The 16,405-nt window shown below is 54.2% G+C and carries 17 protein-coding genes and 1 tRNA gene; 7 read left to right on the plus strand and 11 right to left on the minus strand.

Annotated features, from left to right (window positions below; all coding sequences use genetic code 11):
* Positions 1-18 precede the first annotated feature (18 nt).
* Positions 19-579 (plus strand): GNAT family N-acetyltransferase, encoded by a 561-nt coding sequence (locus MID00_RS19605; protein ID WP_250757065.1) that lies wholly within the window; start codon positions 19-21, stop codon positions 577-579.
* Between the two features lie 105 nt (positions 580-684).
* On the plus strand, positions 685-1,344 hold the full coding sequence (gene lexA / locus MID00_RS19610; RefSeq protein WP_009459104.1) for a transcriptional repressor LexA: 660 nt from the start codon (positions 685-687) through the stop codon (positions 1,342-1,344).
* A gap of 313 nt (positions 1,345-1,657) precedes the next feature.
* On the opposite strand, the gene lon is transcribed toward lexA, so the two are convergent.
* The 4 genes from lon to tig form a co-directional block, all read right to left on the minus strand.
* Positions 1,658-4,123: an endopeptidase La gene (gene lon / locus MID00_RS19615; protein WP_009459101.1), complete on the minus strand. Its 2,466-nt coding sequence runs from the start codon at positions 4,121-4,123 to the stop codon at positions 1,658-1,660.
* Between the two features lie 273 nt (positions 4,124-4,396).
* Positions 4,397-5,698: an ATP-dependent Clp protease ATP-binding subunit ClpX gene (clpX, locus tag MID00_RS19620; RefSeq protein ID WP_009459099.1), complete on the minus strand. Its 1,302-nt coding sequence runs from the start codon at positions 5,696-5,698 to the stop codon at positions 4,397-4,399.
* 100 nt (positions 5,699-5,798) lie between these two features.
* The gene (gene clpP / locus MID00_RS19625; protein ID WP_021446711.1) at positions 5,799-6,452 is read right to left on the minus strand and encodes an ATP-dependent Clp endopeptidase proteolytic subunit ClpP; all 654 of its coding nucleotides are present in this window, start codon (positions 6,450-6,452) and stop codon (positions 5,799-5,801) included.
* Positions 6,452-7,762, minus strand: coding sequence for a trigger factor (gene tig / locus MID00_RS19630; RefSeq protein WP_009459092.1), 1,311 nt, complete (start codon positions 7,760-7,762; stop codon positions 6,452-6,454). Before tig ends, clpP begins: the two co-directional genes overlap by 1 nt.
* A 173-nt stretch (positions 7,763-7,935) precedes the next feature.
* Here tig and MID00_RS19635 point away from each other — a divergent pair, with 173 nt between their 5' ends.
* From MID00_RS19635 to MID00_RS19645, 3 genes are all read left to right on the plus strand, one after another.
* A complete protein-coding gene (locus MID00_RS19635; RefSeq protein WP_254499390.1) occupies positions 7,936-9,147 on the plus strand; it encodes a CaiB/BaiF CoA-transferase family protein in 1,212 nt (403 codons plus the stop codon).
* A gap of 123 nt (positions 9,148-9,270) precedes the next feature.
* Positions 9,271-9,355, plus strand: a tRNA-Leu gene (locus MID00_RS19640).
* Positions 9,356-9,506: 151 nt separating this feature from the next.
* Entirely contained in the window at positions 9,507-10,508 is a 1,002-nt protein-coding gene (locus MID00_RS19645; protein ID WP_254499391.1) for a site-specific integrase, read from the plus strand.
* Between the two features lie 92 nt (positions 10,509-10,600).
* Here MID00_RS19645 and MID00_RS19650 read toward each other — a convergent pair whose 3' ends face one another.
* Entirely contained in the window at positions 10,601-10,879 is a 279-nt protein-coding gene (locus MID00_RS19650) for a hypothetical protein (protein WP_252606358.1), read from the minus strand.
* Positions 10,880-11,439: 560 nt separating this feature from the next.
* Between MID00_RS19650 and MID00_RS19655 the strand changes: the two genes are divergently transcribed.
* Positions 11,440-11,592, plus strand: a complete 153-nt coding sequence (locus MID00_RS19655) for a hypothetical protein (RefSeq protein ID WP_254499392.1) — start codon at positions 11,440-11,442, stop codon at positions 11,590-11,592.
* Between the two features lie 1,383 nt (positions 11,593-12,975).
* Complete coding sequence (locus MID00_RS19660) at positions 12,976-13,179, plus strand: hypothetical protein (RefSeq protein WP_254499393.1); 204 nt, start codon at positions 12,976-12,978, stop codon at positions 13,177-13,179.
* A 971-nt stretch (positions 13,180-14,150) separates the two neighbouring features.
* On the opposite strand, the gene MID00_RS19665 is transcribed toward MID00_RS19660, so the two are convergent.
* From MID00_RS19665 to MID00_RS19690, 6 genes are read right to left on the minus strand one after another with little or no spacing between them, the layout of a single operon-like run.
* A complete protein-coding gene (locus tag MID00_RS19665; protein WP_254499394.1) occupies positions 14,151-14,399 on the minus strand; it encodes a hypothetical protein in 249 nt (82 codons plus the stop codon).
* Positions 14,396-15,034 carry a glycoside hydrolase family 19 protein gene (locus MID00_RS19670; RefSeq protein ID WP_254499395.1) on the minus strand — a complete coding sequence of 213 codons (639 nt, stop codon included), beginning with the start codon at positions 15,032-15,034 and terminating at the stop codon, positions 14,396-14,398. The genes MID00_RS19665 and MID00_RS19670 overlap by 4 nt, the downstream gene beginning before the upstream one ends.
* Positions 15,035-15,042: 8 nt before the next feature.
* The gene (locus MID00_RS19675; protein ID WP_181363932.1) at positions 15,043-15,474 is read right to left on the minus strand and encodes a hypothetical protein; all 432 of its coding nucleotides are present in this window, start codon (positions 15,472-15,474) and stop codon (positions 15,043-15,045) included.
* A 49-nt stretch (positions 15,475-15,523) separates the two neighbouring features.
* Entirely contained in the window at positions 15,524-15,841 is a 318-nt protein-coding gene (locus MID00_RS19680; protein WP_254499396.1) for a hypothetical protein, read from the minus strand.
* A gap of 27 nt (positions 15,842-15,868) precedes the next feature.
* The gene (locus tag MID00_RS19685) at positions 15,869-16,060 is read right to left on the minus strand and encodes a hypothetical protein (protein WP_254499397.1); all 192 of its coding nucleotides are present in this window, start codon (positions 16,058-16,060) and stop codon (positions 15,869-15,871) included.
* On the minus strand, positions 16,035-16,403 hold the full coding sequence (locus MID00_RS19690) for a hypothetical protein (RefSeq protein WP_254499398.1): 369 nt from the start codon (positions 16,401-16,403) through the stop codon (positions 16,035-16,037). The genes MID00_RS19685 and MID00_RS19690 overlap by 26 nt, the downstream gene beginning before the upstream one ends.
* Positions 16,404-16,405: the final 2 nt, after the last annotated feature.

Here is a 16,405-nt window from a genome sequence, read left to right on the forward strand (position 1 = left end):
AGCCCTTGGAGCACTACCATGACAGACACGATTTCCCTGAACACCGAACGCCTGATCTTGCGCCCCTGGAAAGCTTCCGACCTGGAGCCCTTTTTCCGCTTGAACAGCGATCCCCACGCACTGCGTTTTTATCCGGCCACCCTGGACCGTGAGCAAAGCGATGCCATCGCCCACCGCAGCCAAAGCCTGATTGACGAGCATGGCTGGGGTCCCTGGGCAGTCGAGCTGAAAGAAAACGGGGCCTTCATTGGCATGGTGGGCTTGAACCGCCCGACCGCCGATCTGTACTTTCAGCCTTGCGTGGAAGTTCTTTGGCGTTTGCTGCCTGAGTACTGGGGCAAGGGCTATGCCACCGAAGCGGCACGAGCCTGCATGGACTTTGGTTTTGACGAACTGGGCCTGGATCAAATTGTGGCGTACACCGCTCAATTGAACTTGCCTTCGCAGACCGTCATGCAACGCCTGGGCATGACAGAGCAAGCTGGTACCTTTGATCACCCCGGTGTAGCGGCGGGCCACAAACTCGCCCCCCATGTGCTGTACACCCTGGACCGCAAGGATTGGCCCCAGTCTGCCTGAGCAGCCCGAAGGGTCAAAAATTAAGCCTTTAGGGCCCTCACCGCTTGCAAAAACGCCAACTGTAACGCACAATCTTTACTGTATATATATTCAGCAGACAATACTATGACCGCCAAGCTCACCGCACGCCAACAACAAGTGCTGGACATCATTCGTTCTGAAATCGAACGGACGGGTTTCCCTCCCACTCGAGCAGAGATTGCTCAGGTGCTGGGTTTCAAATCCGCCAATGCGGCCGAAGATCATTTGAAAGCTCTGGCCCGCAAAGGCGCTATCGAGCTGACTGCCGGCGCCTCGCGCGGCATACGCCTGCTCGGTACGGATACCCGCGAAAGCGCCGCTCCCAGCAGCAACGCATTGGCCAATCTGGCTGACGCCCTCTTGCTGCCCATTATTGGTCGCGTGGCTGCCGGTAGCCCTATTTTGGCCACCGAGCATATCGAGCGCGAGATTGGCGTCGCCCCTACCCTATTCACCCAAACGCCTGATTACCTGCTGCGCGTACGCGGCTTGAGCATGAAAGACGCGGGCATTTTTGACGGCGACCTGCTGGCCGTCAAGAAAGCCAGTGAAGCGCGTAATGGGCAGATTGTGGTGGTACGTATTGGCGACGATGTCACCGTCAAGCGCCTGTCGCGCTCCAGCAATCAAGTGGTCCTCCTGCCCGAGAACCCGGACTTTGAACCCATCATCATCACCGACCCGGACTCCCTGTCTTTGGAAGGCATTGCTGTGGGTCTGATTCGTACCAGCCCGCTGCATTAAGCTTCCTCTCTCTTGGTCACCAGAGCTGTTTTACAGGCTTGGTGCTCCTGACAAGAGAAAAACCCCATATACCGTTTGGTACATGGGGTTTTTTATTGGTCGAAGTGCATGCCGATATACAGGTTTGAGCAGCCGTAAACCTCTCGCGCAAGCTTGCGACCCTCAACTCCCTCAATATCATTGCCCAAAGATCTGGCTCCCACTGCTATCAATATGACTAACCTCGAAGCCACGATCAGCCTGACCAAAATGTAAACAGGCTACCTTGGGTTCAAGGTAGCCTGTTTCACTGCTTGCTTACTACTGCTGATGCTTAGTGCTTGAAGGACTCGGAACCCGCGCCAGCAGCACGCGTGGCTGCCAAGGCCTCAGCGGCCAGGCGAGCTACTTCTTCGTCGCTCAGGGGCGTTACAGCGTCTTGCAGGGCCACTTCCAGTACACGGTCAATCCAACGCACCGGGATGATCTCCAGCGTGTTTTTCACGTTATCTGGAATATCGGCCAGGTCCTTGATGTTTTCTTCCGGGATCATCACGGTTTTGATGCCGCCGCGTTGCGCTGCCAACAGCTTCTCTTTCAAGCCGCCGATAGGCAGAACTTCGCCGCGCAAGGTGATTTCACCCGTCATGGCCACATCAGCACGAACCGGAATACCCGTCAGGCTGGACACGATAGCGGTCGTAATGGCGATACCGGCCGATGGACCGTCCTTGGGCGTAGCGCCTTCTGGAAAGTGCACGTGCAGGTCACGCTTTTCAAACACGCTATTGGCAATGCCCCACTTCTGGGCACGCGAACGTACGACTGTGCGAGCCGCTTCAACCGACTCTTTCATCACATCGCCAATCGAGCCGGTGCGCAGCACATTGCCTTTACCGGGCATATCGGCCACTTCGATGGTCAGCAACTCACCGCCCACCTCGGTCCAGGCCAGACCCGTCACCAGACCAACCTTGTTCTCTTTTTCGGCCAGGCCGAAGGAGAAACGACGTACGCCCAGGTAATCGTTCAGATTCGCCGCATTCACGACCAAGGTTTCCTGGGTCAGTGTCTTGTTGCGAGCTGCACGCGTACCGGCTTGTGGATTGGCCACCAACAGCTTGCGAACAACCTTGCGGCAGATCTTGCTGATTTCACGTTCCAGGGAACGTACACCCGCTTCACGGGTGTAGTAACGCACGATGTCGCGCACGGCATCTTCGGTCACTTCCAGCTCGCCATCCCGCACGCCGTTGTTCTTCATCAGCTTGGGCAAGAGGTAATCGAAAGCAATACGCACCTTCTCATCTTCGGTATAACCCGACAGACGAATCACTTCCATACGGTCCAGCAGGGCCGGTGGAATGTTCAAGGTGTTGCTGGTTGCCACGAACATCACGTCGGACAAGTCATAGTCCACTTCCAGGTAGTGATCCTGGAAGGTGTGGTTTTGTTCAGGGTCCAGAACCTCCAGCAGTGCCGAGGATGGGTCGCCACGGAAATCCGCGCCCATCTTGTCGATCTCGTCCAGCAGGAACAGCGGGTTACGTACACCCACCTTGCTCATGTTCTGAACCACCTTGCCCGGCATGGAGCCGATGTAGGTACGACGGTGACCGCGAATCTCGGCCTCGTCACGTACACCACCCAAAGCCATACGAATGAACTTGCGGTTCGTTGCCTTGGCAATGGACTGTCCCAGCGAGGTTTTACCCACGCCTGGAGGGCCAACCAAACACAGGATTGGAGCCTTCAGTTTGTCGACACGTTGCTGAACAGCCAGGTACTCGACAATACGTTCCTTGACCTTTTCCAGACCAAAGTGATCCGCATCCAACACTTCCTCGGCATTGCTCAAGGAGTTGTTAATACGGCTCTTTTTGCGCCAAGGCAGGCCAACCAGCGTTTCAATGTAGTTACGCACCACGGTTGCTTCGGCTGACATCGGCGACATCAGCTTGAGCTTCTTCATTTCCGATTCGGCTTTCTTGAGCGCTTCCTTGCTCAATTGAGCCTGCTCGATGCGTTTTTCCAGCTCTTCAACATCAGCGCCGTCTTCGCCTTCGCCCAGCTCTTTCTGAATCGCCTTGACCTGCTCGTTCAGATAGTAGTCGCGCTGACTCTTTTCCATCTGCTTTTTCACACGGCCGCGAATGCGCTTCTCGACCTGCAAGATGTCAATTTCGCCTTCCAGTTGCGACAGCAGGCTTTCCAGACGCTCCAAAGCCTTGGGCGTTTCCAGCATGCCCTGCTTTTGTTCCAGCTTCAAAGGCAAATGAGCGGCGATGGTATCGGCCAGACGGCCAGCATCGTCAATCCCGGTCAGGGAAGTCAGAATTTCCTGAGGGATCTTTTTATTCAGTTTGACGTACTGCTCGAACTGACCCAGCACCGCACGACGCAGCGCTTCGGTTTCAGCAGCATCACCGGAGTCGCCAGGCACTTCGACCACCGAGGCCATGAAGTGGGTTTCGGCATCCTGTACCTGTGTGATTCGAGCGCGCTGCAAGCCTTCCACCAGCACTTTTACCGTGCCGTCGGGCAGCTTGAGCATTTGCAAAATACTGGCCGCACACGCAATTTCGTAGAGATCCTCGGGAGCGGGATCGTCCTTGCCTGCGGACTTTTGCGCCACCAACATAATGTTGTTGCCGGACTCCATTGCCAGCTCAAGGGCTTTGATCGAGCGAGGCCGGCCAACAAAAAGCGGAATCACCATGTGAGGGAACACCACTACATCGCGCAAGGGAAGCAGCGGCAGCTCAATAGGTTCCGTAGAAAGAATCTGGCTCGCAGACATAGTCATTTCCTATAAATGTCCTTAGACGCAAAAGGGAAGCCTGGGCTTCCCTTTCACGGTTTAACCTGTTGTAGCTCAGATTGTGGCGAATTTTGATATTTCAAGTAGGCCGAACGACCATTAGAACAGAACTTTACAGAGTTAAAGAGAGACAAGCCCTTATGCCTAGTGGTCTTCATAGGTCCACTCCTTTCTCTTTACCTTCGCCTGTCGCCCTGTCCCGCCTGCGCCTGTCCGACCAAAGCCAGACAGGGCACAAACGAGGAGATATCTCTAAGCTACTGCGTTTTTCAAGGGCGACTCAGTGTCACTGGCTTCACTATCGGACAAAGGACGACCCAAAATCAATTCGGGTTTACTCTTTCCGACAATGGCGTCCTCGGTCAGCACCACTTTGCTGACGTCTTTACGCGAAGGCAGTTCGTACATGGTGTCCAGCAGCGCTTGCTCGACAATACTGCGCAGGCCACGAGCGCCGGTACGACGCTTGATGGCACGCTGGGCCACCGCACGCAGGGCTTCGGGCTGAACTTCCAGCTCTACGCCTTCCATGCTCAGCAGCTTCTGGAACTGCTTGACCAAGGCATTGCGCGGCTCGGTCAAAATGCGGATCAGTGCGTCTTCGTGCAGCTCTTCCAGAGTGGCGACCACAGGCAAACGCCCCACCAGCTCGGGAATCAGACCAAACTTGATCAGATCCTCGGGCTCGGCCTCAGAGAATAGCTCGCCTACGCCTCGTTCGGACTTGGCTTTCACGGAAGCAGAAAAACCGATACCGGATTTTTCTGTACGGTCGCGAATCACCTTCTCCAAGCCATCAAAAGCACCGCCCACGATGAACAGAATGCTGGTGGTATCCACCTGCACAAAGTCCTGGTTCGGGTGCTTGCGACCACCTTGCGGAGGCACCGAAGCGACTGTACCTTCGATCAGCTTGAGCAGTGCCTGTTGCACGCCCTCGCCCGACACGTCGCGGGTGATCGAAGGGTTATCCGACTTGCGGGAAATTTTATCGATTTCATCGATGTAGATAATGGCGCGCTGCGCTTTTTCCACATCGTAATCGCAGTTTTGCAGCAGTTTTTGAACAATGTTCTCGACGTCCTCACCCACGTAACCGGCTTCGGTCAGTGTGGTGGCGTCTGCCATCACAAAAGGCACATCCAGCATGCGGGCCAGTGTTTGGGCCAGCAGCGTTTTGCCCGAACCCGTAGGCCCGATCAGCAAAATATTACTTTTGGACAGTTCCACATCGTCACGGCCTGCCTTGCCGCTACGAATTCGCTTGTAGTGGTTGTACACCGCTACGGCCAAGGTGCGCTTGGGCATTTCCTGGCCAATGACATACCCATCCAGAAACTCTTTGATTTCCTGGGGGGTGGGCAATTCTTTACGTTCACCATCAGGAGTGGCGCCCGCAGCTTCGTCACGAATGATATCGGTACACAGATCAATACATTCGTCGCAGATGAACACGGACGAAGGTCCAGCGATCAGTTTCTTGACCTCATGCTGGCTTTTATTGCAAAACGAGCAATGCAGAACTTTCTCGTCGGCCGATTTCTTTTCGGACATAAATTTAAATTTCACTTCAGGATGGTAAAAGGACGGGAACAAGTCCCGCCCCCGAACAGCCATAGTACTGCGTCAGATCGATCCCTGGCGGGACAGATGATTACTCGTCACGAGTGTTCATCACCTTGTCGATCAGGCCATAGGCCACAGCGTCTTCAGCTGCCATGAAGTTGTCACGCTCGGTATCCAGCTCGATACGCTCGACAGGCTGGCCGCAGTTTTCGGCCAGGATCTTGTTCAAGCGTTCACGCAGGCTCAGGATTTCCTTGGCCTGAATCTGGATATCGGAAGCCTGGCCTCGCGCACCGCCCGAAGGCTGATGAATCATGATGCGCGAGTTAGGCAAGGCAAGACGCTTGCCCTTGACGCCCGAAGACAGCAAGAAAGCGCCCATGCTGGCAGCCATGCCGGTACACAATGTCGAGACTTCCGGCTTGACGAACTGCATCGTGTCGTAGATGGCCAGGCCTGCATAGACCGAACCACCGGGCGAGTTGATGTAGAGCGAAATATCCTTTTCAGGATTTTCCGACTCCAGAAACAGCAGCTGGGCCACAATCAGGTTGGCCGAGTTGTCATGAACCGGGCCCACCAGAAAGATGATGCGCTCGCGCAGCAGGCGGGAGTAGATGTCGTAAGACCGCTCTCCACGACCGGACTGCTCGATCACGATAGGCACGTAGCCCAAACCCGTAGGGGCAACGGATTGCCCCCCATGCATTGAGGCGTAGAAGTCGACAAAGGTTGACGACATTAGTTGGTTCCCATGATTTGGTCGAACGCCACCTCCTCGTCGGACACCTTGGCCTGGGACAGTACGTGCTCGACGACGTTATCTTCGAGTACCACTGCCTCAATCTCGGCGCGACGCTGGCGATCGGACAAGTAGTAGGCCACCACTTGGGCGGGCTGTTCGTAGTTCTGGGCAAATTCTTCGATGCGGGCACGAACCTGCTCGGGCTTGGCTTGCAGTTCAGCAGCCTTGACCAGTTCGGAGACCAGCAGACCCAGACGCACGCGGCGAGTGGATTCTTCCTTGAAGGCCTCGGCAGGGATAGGCATCTTGTCTGCGTCAGGCACGCCGCGCTCTTTCAGTTCGGCGCGAGCCGAAGCGATGCGACCTTCCACGTCGTTGTCCACCAGAGCGTTAGGCACGTCAAATTCGCTGGCAGACAGCAAGGCGTCCATCACAGCGGATTTATTACGGGCGTGCACACGAGCCTTGATTTCGCGTTCGATGTTGGCACGAATGTCGGCCAGCAAAGCGTCCACATCACCTTCAGCCTGACCCAGGGACTTGGCAAACTCAGCATCCAGCTCGGGCAGAACAGGCTGGGCCACGTCTGTCACGGTGATCTTGAATTCGGCAGTTTTGCCAGCCACTTCCTTGCCGGTGTAGTCGGCAGGGAATTCCAGAGGGAAGGTTTTGGTTTCGCCTGCTTTCATGCCGGCAACGGCAGTCTCGAACTCGGGCAGCATGCGGCCACGACCTTGCAGGTACTGGAAACCTTCAGCGCTACCGCCTTCAAAGGCGACGCCGTCAATGGTGCCCACAAAGTCCAGAGTGATGCGGTCATCTTCCTGAGCTTGGCGATCAGCGCTGGATTCGTAGTTGGCGCGTTGCTTGCGCAGCACGTCTACGGTGCGCTGGATGTCTTCGTCGGTCACAGGCGTGTTGGCACGCTTGATTTCCAGTTTGGACAGATCAGGCAGGGCCACTTCTGGGTAAACTTCGAAAGTTGCGGTAAAGGCCATGGTGCCTTCAGCAGGCTCGCCTTCTTTGGCTTCCAGATTAGGAGTGCCGGCTACGCGCAATTTGGAGTCCTGGATCACTTTGTCCAGGGCTTTGCCGATTTCTTCGTTGATGGCGTCGTAACGGATACCAGGACCGTGGCTGCGCTCGACAACGGACAAAGGCGCTTTACCGGGACGGAAGCCCTGTACCTTGGCCGTACGAGCCACACGCTTGAGCTGGGCCTGGACTTGTTTTTCTACGTCGGCCACCGAAACGACCACATCGACTCGGCGCTCCAAGCCGGACAGAATTTCAACCTCGGGCTGCATTGAAGACCTATATTAAATTGAGTAATTGATAAGAGTAATCCGGCATTTTACCGGAAACTGGCACGGTAAATCCAAACAAACGTATTTTGAATCATAATTTCCTGTCAAGACAATACAGCCGTGCCGGACTATGATCCCTTACTTTACCTTCCCTACGCAAGACTGATATGCACATGAACACCCCTTTAGGCGGCATCCGGGTCCTGGAACTGGGCCAATTGATCGCCGGCCCCTTTGCCGCCAAGATCCTGGGCGAATTTGGCGCGGACGTCATCAAGATCGAATCCCCCAAAGGCGGTGACCCCTTGCGTAAATGGCGTTTGCTGCATGACGGTAACTCGGTCTGGTGGGAGGTGCAATCCCGTAACAAGAAGTCTCTGGCCCTGGACCTGCGACAGGCGGAGTGTCAGGACGTGGTGCGCACACTGGTAAAAGAATGTGACATTCTGATCGAGAACTTCCGCCCCGGCGCCCTGGAAGAATGGGGGCTAGGCTGGGAAGACCTGAAAGCCATCAACCCCGGTCTGATCATGTTGCGTGTATCGGGCTACGGCCAGACCGGCCCTTACAAGGACAAGCCCGGTTTCGGCGTGATTGGCGAGGCCATGGGCGGCTTGCGCCACCTTAGCGGTGAGGCCGGACGGCCGCCGGTACGGGTTGGCGTGTCCATTGGAGACTCTCTGGCAGCCTTGCATGGTGTCATCGGCATCATGATGGCCCTGCGCCAGCGTGAACAGAACAAGGGCGAAGGTCAATATATTGACGTGGCCCTGTATGAATCCGTGTTCAACATGATGGAAAGTCTGCTGCCCGAATACTCCGCCTTCGGCGCCATTCGGGAGCCTGCCGGCAGCAGCCTGCCCGGCATTACGCCCAGCAATGCCTACGTCTGCAAGGATGGCAAGTACGCCTTGATCGCCGGCAATGGCGACAGCATTTTCAAGCGCTTGATGAACGCCATTGGGCGCGCTGATATGGCTGACAATCCCGACTACGCGCACAATGATGGTCGCGCCCGAAATGCAGGCGTGATCGATGCCGCCATTGGCCACTGGGCCAGCGCTCTGGAACTGGACAAGGTACTGGAAATTCTGGACCAGGCTGGCGTTCCCGCAGGGCGGGTTTATGACATTGCCGATATCGCAGCAGATCCCCACTATCAGGCCCGTGACATGCTGCTGGACAGCAGTCTGCCAGATGGCACACCGCTTAAAGTTCCTGGCATCGTCCCCAAGCTGAGCCGCACCCCTGGCGCCATCTACCGCCCTGCTCCGCACCTGGGCCAGGACACCCAGGAAATCCTGGATAACCTGGGGATCAGCGCCGAACAACAAGCCGACTGGCAAGCACGCGGCCTGATCGCCAAGAACCCAAAACGCAAGTAAAACAAAGCAGTACAAAAGCACCTGGGGGCCAGTACAAGATGGCCCCTAATCTATTTGTTTTTCATACGGAGCAAGCACTTGCCGAGGATGAAAATCCAAGCTAGAATCTACTTCTTTCGTGCTGCGAACGTGGCGGAATTGGTAGACGCACCAGATTTAGGTTCTGGCGCCGAGAGGTGTGAGAGTTCGAGTCTCTCCGTTCGCACCAGAGCATGAAAACCGTTGATTCAAAAAAATCAATTTTAAACAAAATCAACGGCTTAGCTTTCATACCCTAAAAGCTTTTGATAGCCTGTTTTCAAGTATTCAACATCGTAGGCCCCATAAAGGCCCCACGAATTGCCCCACGAAAACAGGTTATGGCCAGCATTACAAAACACACATCCGGGTATCGAGCTCAGATCAAACTCACCCTGCAACAAAATCAGCCCCCTTACCGGGAAAGCAGAATATTTCCTACCAAGCGGGAAGCGCTGGTGTGGGCAATACAACGCGAAACCGAACTTCGCGACCAGGCCTTGGCAGACCCGAAACTTCAATTTACCTTACGGATGGCACTAAGACGGTATGCCGCCGAGGTTTCTCCTACGAAGCGTGGAGAACGGTGGGAAAAGATTCGCCTATCAGCATTTGAATGCTACCACCTGCCTTTAGATCAGCCACTAGTTAAAGTTTCGGCTCAAGATATCGCCGACTTCAGGGACTCTCGTGCTCTGTCACTAGCCCCGGCGTCCATCCGACGCGAGCTTTGCCTTATCTCCTCTGTGTTTGAGACTGCGCGCCTTGAATGGGGGTGGGCCGATCACAATCCATGCAAAGACATTCGTAAACCCCAAAACTCTAAGCATCGTGAGCGCGTGCTGCAATGGTGGGAAATCAAGCGAATGCTACGCGAAATGGGTTATCACCGCTCTGCTCGACCTGCCTCATTCGGGCAGGCGGTAGCGATGTGCATGCTGCTGGCTCTTCGCACAGGTATGCGCGCCGGTGAGCTCACTAGTCTCCCTTGGGATCAGGTGCACGACCGCCACTGTCATTTGCCAATTACAAAGTCAGGACGGCCACGCGATGTACCGCTGTCAACCAAGGCTCTGAAAATCCTGGAACGCATGCATGGATGGGACGACAAACTCGTCTTTGGCATCAAAGCGGCAAGCCTCGACGCTTTATTTCGGAAATACCGCCAACGTGCGGGTCTGGAAGGTTTTACCTGGCACGACACCCGCCATACGGCCGCAACCATGTTATCCAAAAAGGTTGCCGTGCTGGATCTATGCAAGATATTCGGCTGGACTGACCCAAAGATGGCCATGGTCTACTACAACCCACACGCCTCAACACTTGCAGATTTATTGGGATAAAACGACGCCCGCCATAGCGTGGGCTTTTTTTCGACAATGCATGGCAGTAGGCAAGGCTAAGCAGACTACAGCTCCCCTAAGCAGGCGAGCGACTACTTTAACCTCTTGAAATGTTCTTCCAGCCGCTGAATTCGAGTTTTGATTTCTGCTTTATCAAATGCACTTTTGATAGCCTGGCTATTCAACAACCTCTGTTGCTCGCTGGCAGGTAAATCATCCCATAAGCTCAATAACGACGCCCCCAAAAAACCAAGTATCAACTGATCATCTTCATCTAGCTGATCCACGGCTCGTGCCACTGCCAAGGCTTTCAATTGAGATCCACCATCATCGTCCCATTGGCCCCCGCTCGATAATATTCCTGTAGTCATAACCCCCTCCCATCGACAGTCGAATGAGGGTTCAGTGTAATCCTCATAAGCGCTTCAGGCTGGAGTAAATCAAAGCGTACAGACTCAATTTTTCCTTATAACACAATAATTTACAAATTAGCATAGTGGGTATTTTCAGAATCAGCCTAGTATGAACTTAGACCTTCTCGCTGACACCTTGAAGGCGCTACTGGCGCTGTTGCTCAGACTCTCTGAGAGATATCCCGCCAGTCCTGGCAGGAGTGCCTATGACACACAATCTCCGGTCCATTGGAAGAAAAGTTAACTTGCTTCGCTTCCCCCTTCTCTCGGCCACCGACCCCGCCGAGCCCACTCTCCCGGACCCACGCGACAAACGCCCCGTCGAAATAGAACGGATCCACGAAGACGATCAGACGCTACCTGCAAACGATGAGCCCATCGGCGACAAGAAACCTCGCACCCCTCCTCCAGCGCAAAACGATCAATCCATTTTTAACTAAATACAAGTGCATCACAGCGCAAAGCAGTGCACTCAACACGCCTGGTTTGCTGCAATGATTCACCTATTGGAGTCTCTCATGACACAAACAACAAGCTCACCTAACAAACCCCAAACCCCTACCCACCCCCCCCCACCTTCTCCTGATCGAAAAGCGGCCATGCATCCTGACGACAAGAAAGATGGCAAAAAAGATGACAAGTCTCCGCAGGACCAGCCGAAAGGCAAATAAGTAGCCATTGCAGGCTCGCCCCCAACGAGTCTGCAATACGGCCGTCAACACTCAAGCGACGGCCAGCCTACCTCAACAGATCTGCTCCTGATAACTCCAACAACAATAAAAACCTATCACCGCTCTAGCTAACGCCTGGAGCCCTCTTCAGGAGAACAAAGTGCCCTATCAAAGCTCACATAATCTGTGCACTCTGTGCCAGCTGTTACCCTTATCCTCTTCGATCAGCCTCAAGCACGAATTTATGGCTGTTGCTGGCCCTTGCTTGCAAGGCCCTGGTGAAGCTAAAAAATCTTTATACCAATGCTCCAATTGCAAAACATTGTGGTTGTATGAGCGTGACCGTTGGGGTGCTTGCCTGGGCTTCAAACTATGGCCGGGTATGTTGCAGGATTTCCAACGCTAACACACCGCGTAGGGCTGCTTGTGCCAATCAAAAAGGCCTGCAATGACGCCATTGCAGGCCTTTTCTATAGCAGGATAGAAGGGAGCTGAAGTCCCAGGATTTATCTGCCCCGTGCAGACCCTCTTCCTGTGGGTTTGTGATCATGAGCAGCACTGGCGCGCTTGATCCCCTCATTAGGAGCCTGAGCTGGCCACCCTGCTTGCGGCGGCGTGAGCTCAGACTTGCGTGTACTTGGCTTTTTAGGCGGTTTGCCTCTCTTGTCCATTGTGACCTCCGTTGGTCAATGGTAGCCCCAACAAATGCTAGGACATAAGTACAGGATAGGCCATAAACCGATAAATAGCTTGCTTATCTTCATCCGGCAGCCAACATACAAAAACACCCAAAAATACCGAAAAAAACCTTCAGGAATGAAAAAAGACCTAAATAAAAAAAGCTACAAGCCTTTGAAAATTTGGTGAAATGGAAGTTTTTGGACTTTTGCCCTCATGCAAGACGGATGCAGTCAACTATATACAAATCAAAAACTAGATTCGACCCAACTGCTACCACGGCTCTACGTTAACTTATGGCGCGTGACAGTATCACGAAAAGCCACGAAGCCCTTTATCCCAAAAAATACTAGGCCCGCCATAGAGCGGGCTTTTTTGCGCCTAGAACTGTGGTGCTTGTGAGAGCTCATCCACCCTAAGACTGTGTATTTATTTCAAAAAATATAAATAATCGCTGCTTAACTATTAAGGTAAGCCAACACTGACTGGATTTTAGTCCAACAACGCTTGTCACACTGCAATAAACAAGAGCGTGAAAGCTGAAAACACCCTTAAAATACAATGAATTACAAATGATTTTACGTATCTTCCACTGAACGGGACTAGGATGAATACAGTCCTTCGTGGTTTGACCCTAAGTGACTACTGGCATTGCGCCTCGGCTCCTCTGAGCAACGTTTGTGCCGGGCAGGCAAGGAATGACGTATGCCCTATAAATTCTCATCCTTAGAAATGCTCGCAGAGTGGTTTCGACTCCCCTCGAAACTCAGGCTCGCTTCCAGAAAAAAATCGGGGGAAACACCAGAAATAAAACCTCGCGATATTACCCAAGATGAAGCAACGGCATTTGAAAATAAACAGCAGGAAGCCACTAGGCGCTCATCTTCCTCAGGCACGCCGCGGCGATAAAAAAAGTGAACTGCTCCACTCTAAATAGATTGAATTACTTCCTCAATGTTTGCCTCTAGCAGACCTGGCCTTAAGGGACCTAAGGCTCCAGCATATTCACTTCCCTAAATCCGGGAAAGCACCATGACATAGCAACCGACAAACAAGCCCTGTCAGCCTACTCAAACACTAAACCCTACCTCACCGCAGGACGATACACCTGAGACAGGCATCGGCAAAGGTGAGCGCCATCCGAAACAGTCTCATCCCGCCAAGGATAAGCCTACGCAAAAGTAAAGTGCATCACTTTCAACCGTCAATCAGCCCAGCGTAGGCGAACCGTTTTAGGAGTTTCATTTAAGGCACGAGGCAACCCAACACGGGCATTGATATTTTAAAAATTTCGTACGTGCTGTTCCAAATTCATTTATTGGAGAAAGCCATGGGAGCGCTCTATAAAAATACTCTCTGTGCCCAGTGTCAAACCCTAATCGTTTCTCTTCAGCCTTGCGCACCACACAAACTTATGCAGCCCCTTACTCAACTAGACGACGTAGGCAGGCATGGCTATGAAATGCTTTTTCGATGCAAGGCATGTGATACGCTTTGGCTATACCAAGAAGACAAGTGGCAAACAAATATAGGCTTCAAACTTTGGCCGGGCAGCTTGGCTGATTATATTTTCGACCGGCCTCACGATAACAACCAACTACCCCCTAGGATGTGGGGTGCAATCATTAAGGGGCCTGCAGAAGATGAGCCACTGCACTGAAGCGGCTCAAAATCACCATTCAATACTCAAGATAGGGCCGCCTGAGACTGAACACGCCATCACGATCCAAACCATATATACCGGGCGACGCTTCTACTTCTGGCACAATCGCACCCAAGTCTCTGCCTCTGTTTCCACATAGCGCAGCACGCGAATCGGCGTAGCGTCTATCTCAGCATCAGAGCGCCACTGAAACGGCCGCTGAGCGGCAAAGCAGTAGCTACCGCCCCTCAGTGTCCCGCATCCGCTTACGAGCACGGTCACGCACAGCATCATCGTCCAGCCTCTCAATCGTTTCAGCTGCATCACGTCCTACCTCCACGGCGGCCATGTCCGCCTTTGTTTGTTTCTGCTCTGCCTGGGCCCTGCCCTGACGCCACCCGACCTGCAGCAGCGCCAGAGCGGCAAGGGCCAGGCCGCCCAGCAAGCCCAGCCAGCCTGCGATTCGTTGCCATAGCTTTGCAATCATGCGACACCCACGATTGCTTTCTTGGCACGCTCCCACCGAGTCTTCCGGTCAGCCAGACCATTTGAGCCGCCGTTGATACGCCGTGTCAGAGCTACGAAATCACCGCCGTCAGCGAGATGGTTGCAGCCGTGCGTTTTCCACCACCACGCAGCGGAACGGGCGGCCAATGCACGCTCCTCCAACAGCCGAGGGTCTGCGACGACATCTACGCCCAAGCCTGCAGCGGCACGCTGGTAGTTATCCCGGCCAGTGATCTGAATCAGCCCACGCCCACGGAATCGAAAGCCATCTCCCGACTGCGTGTTGCCTAAGTCAGTTCGGCCCTCGTAGCGTTTTTGTGCTGTGGTCGGCCCCCATAGCTCCCGCGTGTAGACGAACCCACCCGACTCATGCCCCACCTGGGCCAGAAACGCGGCGATACGCACTGGGCCAACAATGCCGAACTCCAGGCAGGCTGCGCGCACATGCTCGTACCAGGCACGCGCCATTTCTCCTGACAGGCCAGTAGCCGCCTGGAACACTGCCGGGCTTATCCATTCTGGGGCTACCGCCTCCGGCTTAGGCTTCGCTTGGGCGGCCAGCTCCACTTTCTTCGGACGGAAAAAAAGGGCCAGCAGGCCCTTAATCAAACTCAACAACGACTTCATTCTGTTTTCCCTCCAATCGCGCCTTCGCGCAGTTCCGTCATGACTTCGAGCAGATCGGCCTTGCGCCGCTTGTCGAAAAAGTTAAAAGCCCAGCGCACCACAGCCCAGCCTGGCAGTCCACACGCGAATGCCAAGCCAAGCATAGCCACCAGACCCACAGGGTTATTGGCCCAGTGATGCAACTCATACTGCTGGATCACAGCAGCACCGCCCGAGATCGAGGCCACCACGGTGCTAATCACACCTACGATCCATTCGGACTGCGTGCGCGGTCGCAAAATGCACATCACCACTAGCGTGGCCAGGCCCGCGCCTATGGCCCCCATCCCTGCTATTCCTCCCATTGCTTTCCAGACGGCCAGACCAGCCGCCGATGTCCCCGTGCTTGTCGGTTCCAAGTCCTTCCCCTTGTGTAATACGGTCGGCATGGCTGTCTCCCGTGAATAGCCGCCAAAGCAGCAGACGTAAAAAAAGCCGCTAGGCGGCTGGCTCTTCAATCGGTGTTTGCTCGCTTATCGGTAGTGGCACACCCCCAGAGAACACTGGCTCGTTGGCAATAAGCCAGGCTGCTGCCGCTTGATAGGGCTGGCCACCCAGATCAACATCGAACGGCATCAGGTAATACGTCTGCCAAACCACCCCCGCTTGTCGCTCAGCCTGCTCCTGGGTGCCATGATGATCAACCTGCACAGTCCAGCCTGTACTATCGCGCTCAGCAGACACACGTCCAATCGAATGGGCTTTAGCGGGCCCGCCTTCCGTCATCATGTTCTTTGTAAAAATCGCCAATTGCATCTTTAACTCCATAAAAAAAACCGCTTCTCAAGCGGCTGGATACTTTTCCTTAACGGCCCGGCATTGAGCCACCCATTTATCAACATCTGGCGGTAGTTGCTGGCCTTGCTCCTGCAAATGCCGGGCCAGCTTGTAGACCGCATCGAGCTGATCCCCGATATTCGGGTACTCTCGTTGCCGACGTTCTGCGTGGTTATTCGGCTGGTGGTGGATTTTCAATGGTGTATCTCCCGTCTAAATACGGCCAGCGAGTGACCGTGATTTCGTACGTGCCAGGGTATTGGAACGACAGCTCCACGTCTCCACCCTCAGCACACTCATATTGCTGGCCTTCAATTGTGATGACACTGCCAGGCCGGACGCCGCGCAACACCTGCCCTTCTATCACCACAGGGCAGGGTTGACGTTTTCGCGCCTGGCCATAAAACCACCACGAATCATCCAGGGCTCCAGGAGCGTAATCGCCATCCCAAGAAGTTAACGTCGGCGTTATCACAAACTCTTGCGGCCCAGAAACCAAGTGATGAAAACGACCATCTTTGAACAATGAAACTGTTTGCATGG

The organism is Alcaligenes sp. NLF5-7, assembly GCF_024266725.1.
GTDB classification, from domain to species: domain Bacteria; phylum Pseudomonadota; class Gammaproteobacteria; order Burkholderiales; family Burkholderiaceae_B; genus Alcaligenes; species Alcaligenes phenolicus.

Coding starts and splice junctions, on each gene's coding strand:
- MID00_RS19605 (WP_250757065.1), top strand. CDS start 19: ATGACAGACACGATTTCCCTGAACACCGAACGCCTGATCTTGCGCCCC.
- lexA (WP_009459104.1), top strand. CDS start 685: ATGACCGCCAAGCTCACCGCACGCCAACAACAAGTGCTGGACATCATT.
- lon (WP_009459101.1), bottom strand. CDS start 4,123: ATGTCTGCGAGCCAGATTCTTTCTACGGAACCTATTGAGCTGCCGCTG.
- clpX (WP_009459099.1), bottom strand. CDS start 5,698: ATGTCCGAAAAGAAATCGGCCGACGAGAAAGTTCTGCATTGCTCGTTT.
- clpP (WP_021446711.1), bottom strand. CDS start 6,452: ATGTCGTCAACCTTTGTCGACTTCTACGCCTCAATGCATGGGGGGCAA.
- tig (WP_009459092.1), bottom strand. CDS start 7,762: ATGCAGCCCGAGGTTGAAATTCTGTCCGGCTTGGAGCGCCGAGTCGAT.
- MID00_RS19635 (WP_254499390.1), top strand. CDS start 7,936: ATGAACACCCCTTTAGGCGGCATCCGGGTCCTGGAACTGGGCCAATTG.
- MID00_RS19645 (WP_254499391.1), top strand. CDS start 9,507: ATGGCCAGCATTACAAAACACACATCCGGGTATCGAGCTCAGATCAAA.
- MID00_RS19650 (WP_252606358.1), bottom strand. CDS start 10,879: ATGACTACAGGAATATTATCGAGCGGGGGCCAATGGGACGATGATGGT.
- MID00_RS19655 (WP_254499392.1), top strand. CDS start 11,440: ATGACACAAACAACAAGCTCACCTAACAAACCCCAAACCCCTACCCAC.
- MID00_RS19660 (WP_254499393.1), top strand. CDS start 12,976: ATGCCCTATAAATTCTCATCCTTAGAAATGCTCGCAGAGTGGTTTCGA.
- MID00_RS19665 (WP_254499394.1), bottom strand. CDS start 14,399: ATGATTGCAAAGCTATGGCAACGAATCGCAGGCTGGCTGGGCTTGCTG.
- MID00_RS19675 (WP_181363932.1), bottom strand. CDS start 15,474: ATGCCGACCGTATTACACAAGGGGAAGGACTTGGAACCGACAAGCACG.
- MID00_RS19680 (WP_254499396.1), bottom strand. CDS start 15,841: ATGCAATTGGCGATTTTTACAAAGAACATGATGACGGAAGGCGGGCCC.
- MID00_RS19690 (WP_254499398.1), bottom strand. CDS start 16,403: ATGCAAACAGTTTCATTGTTCAAAGATGGTCGTTTTCATCACTTGGTT.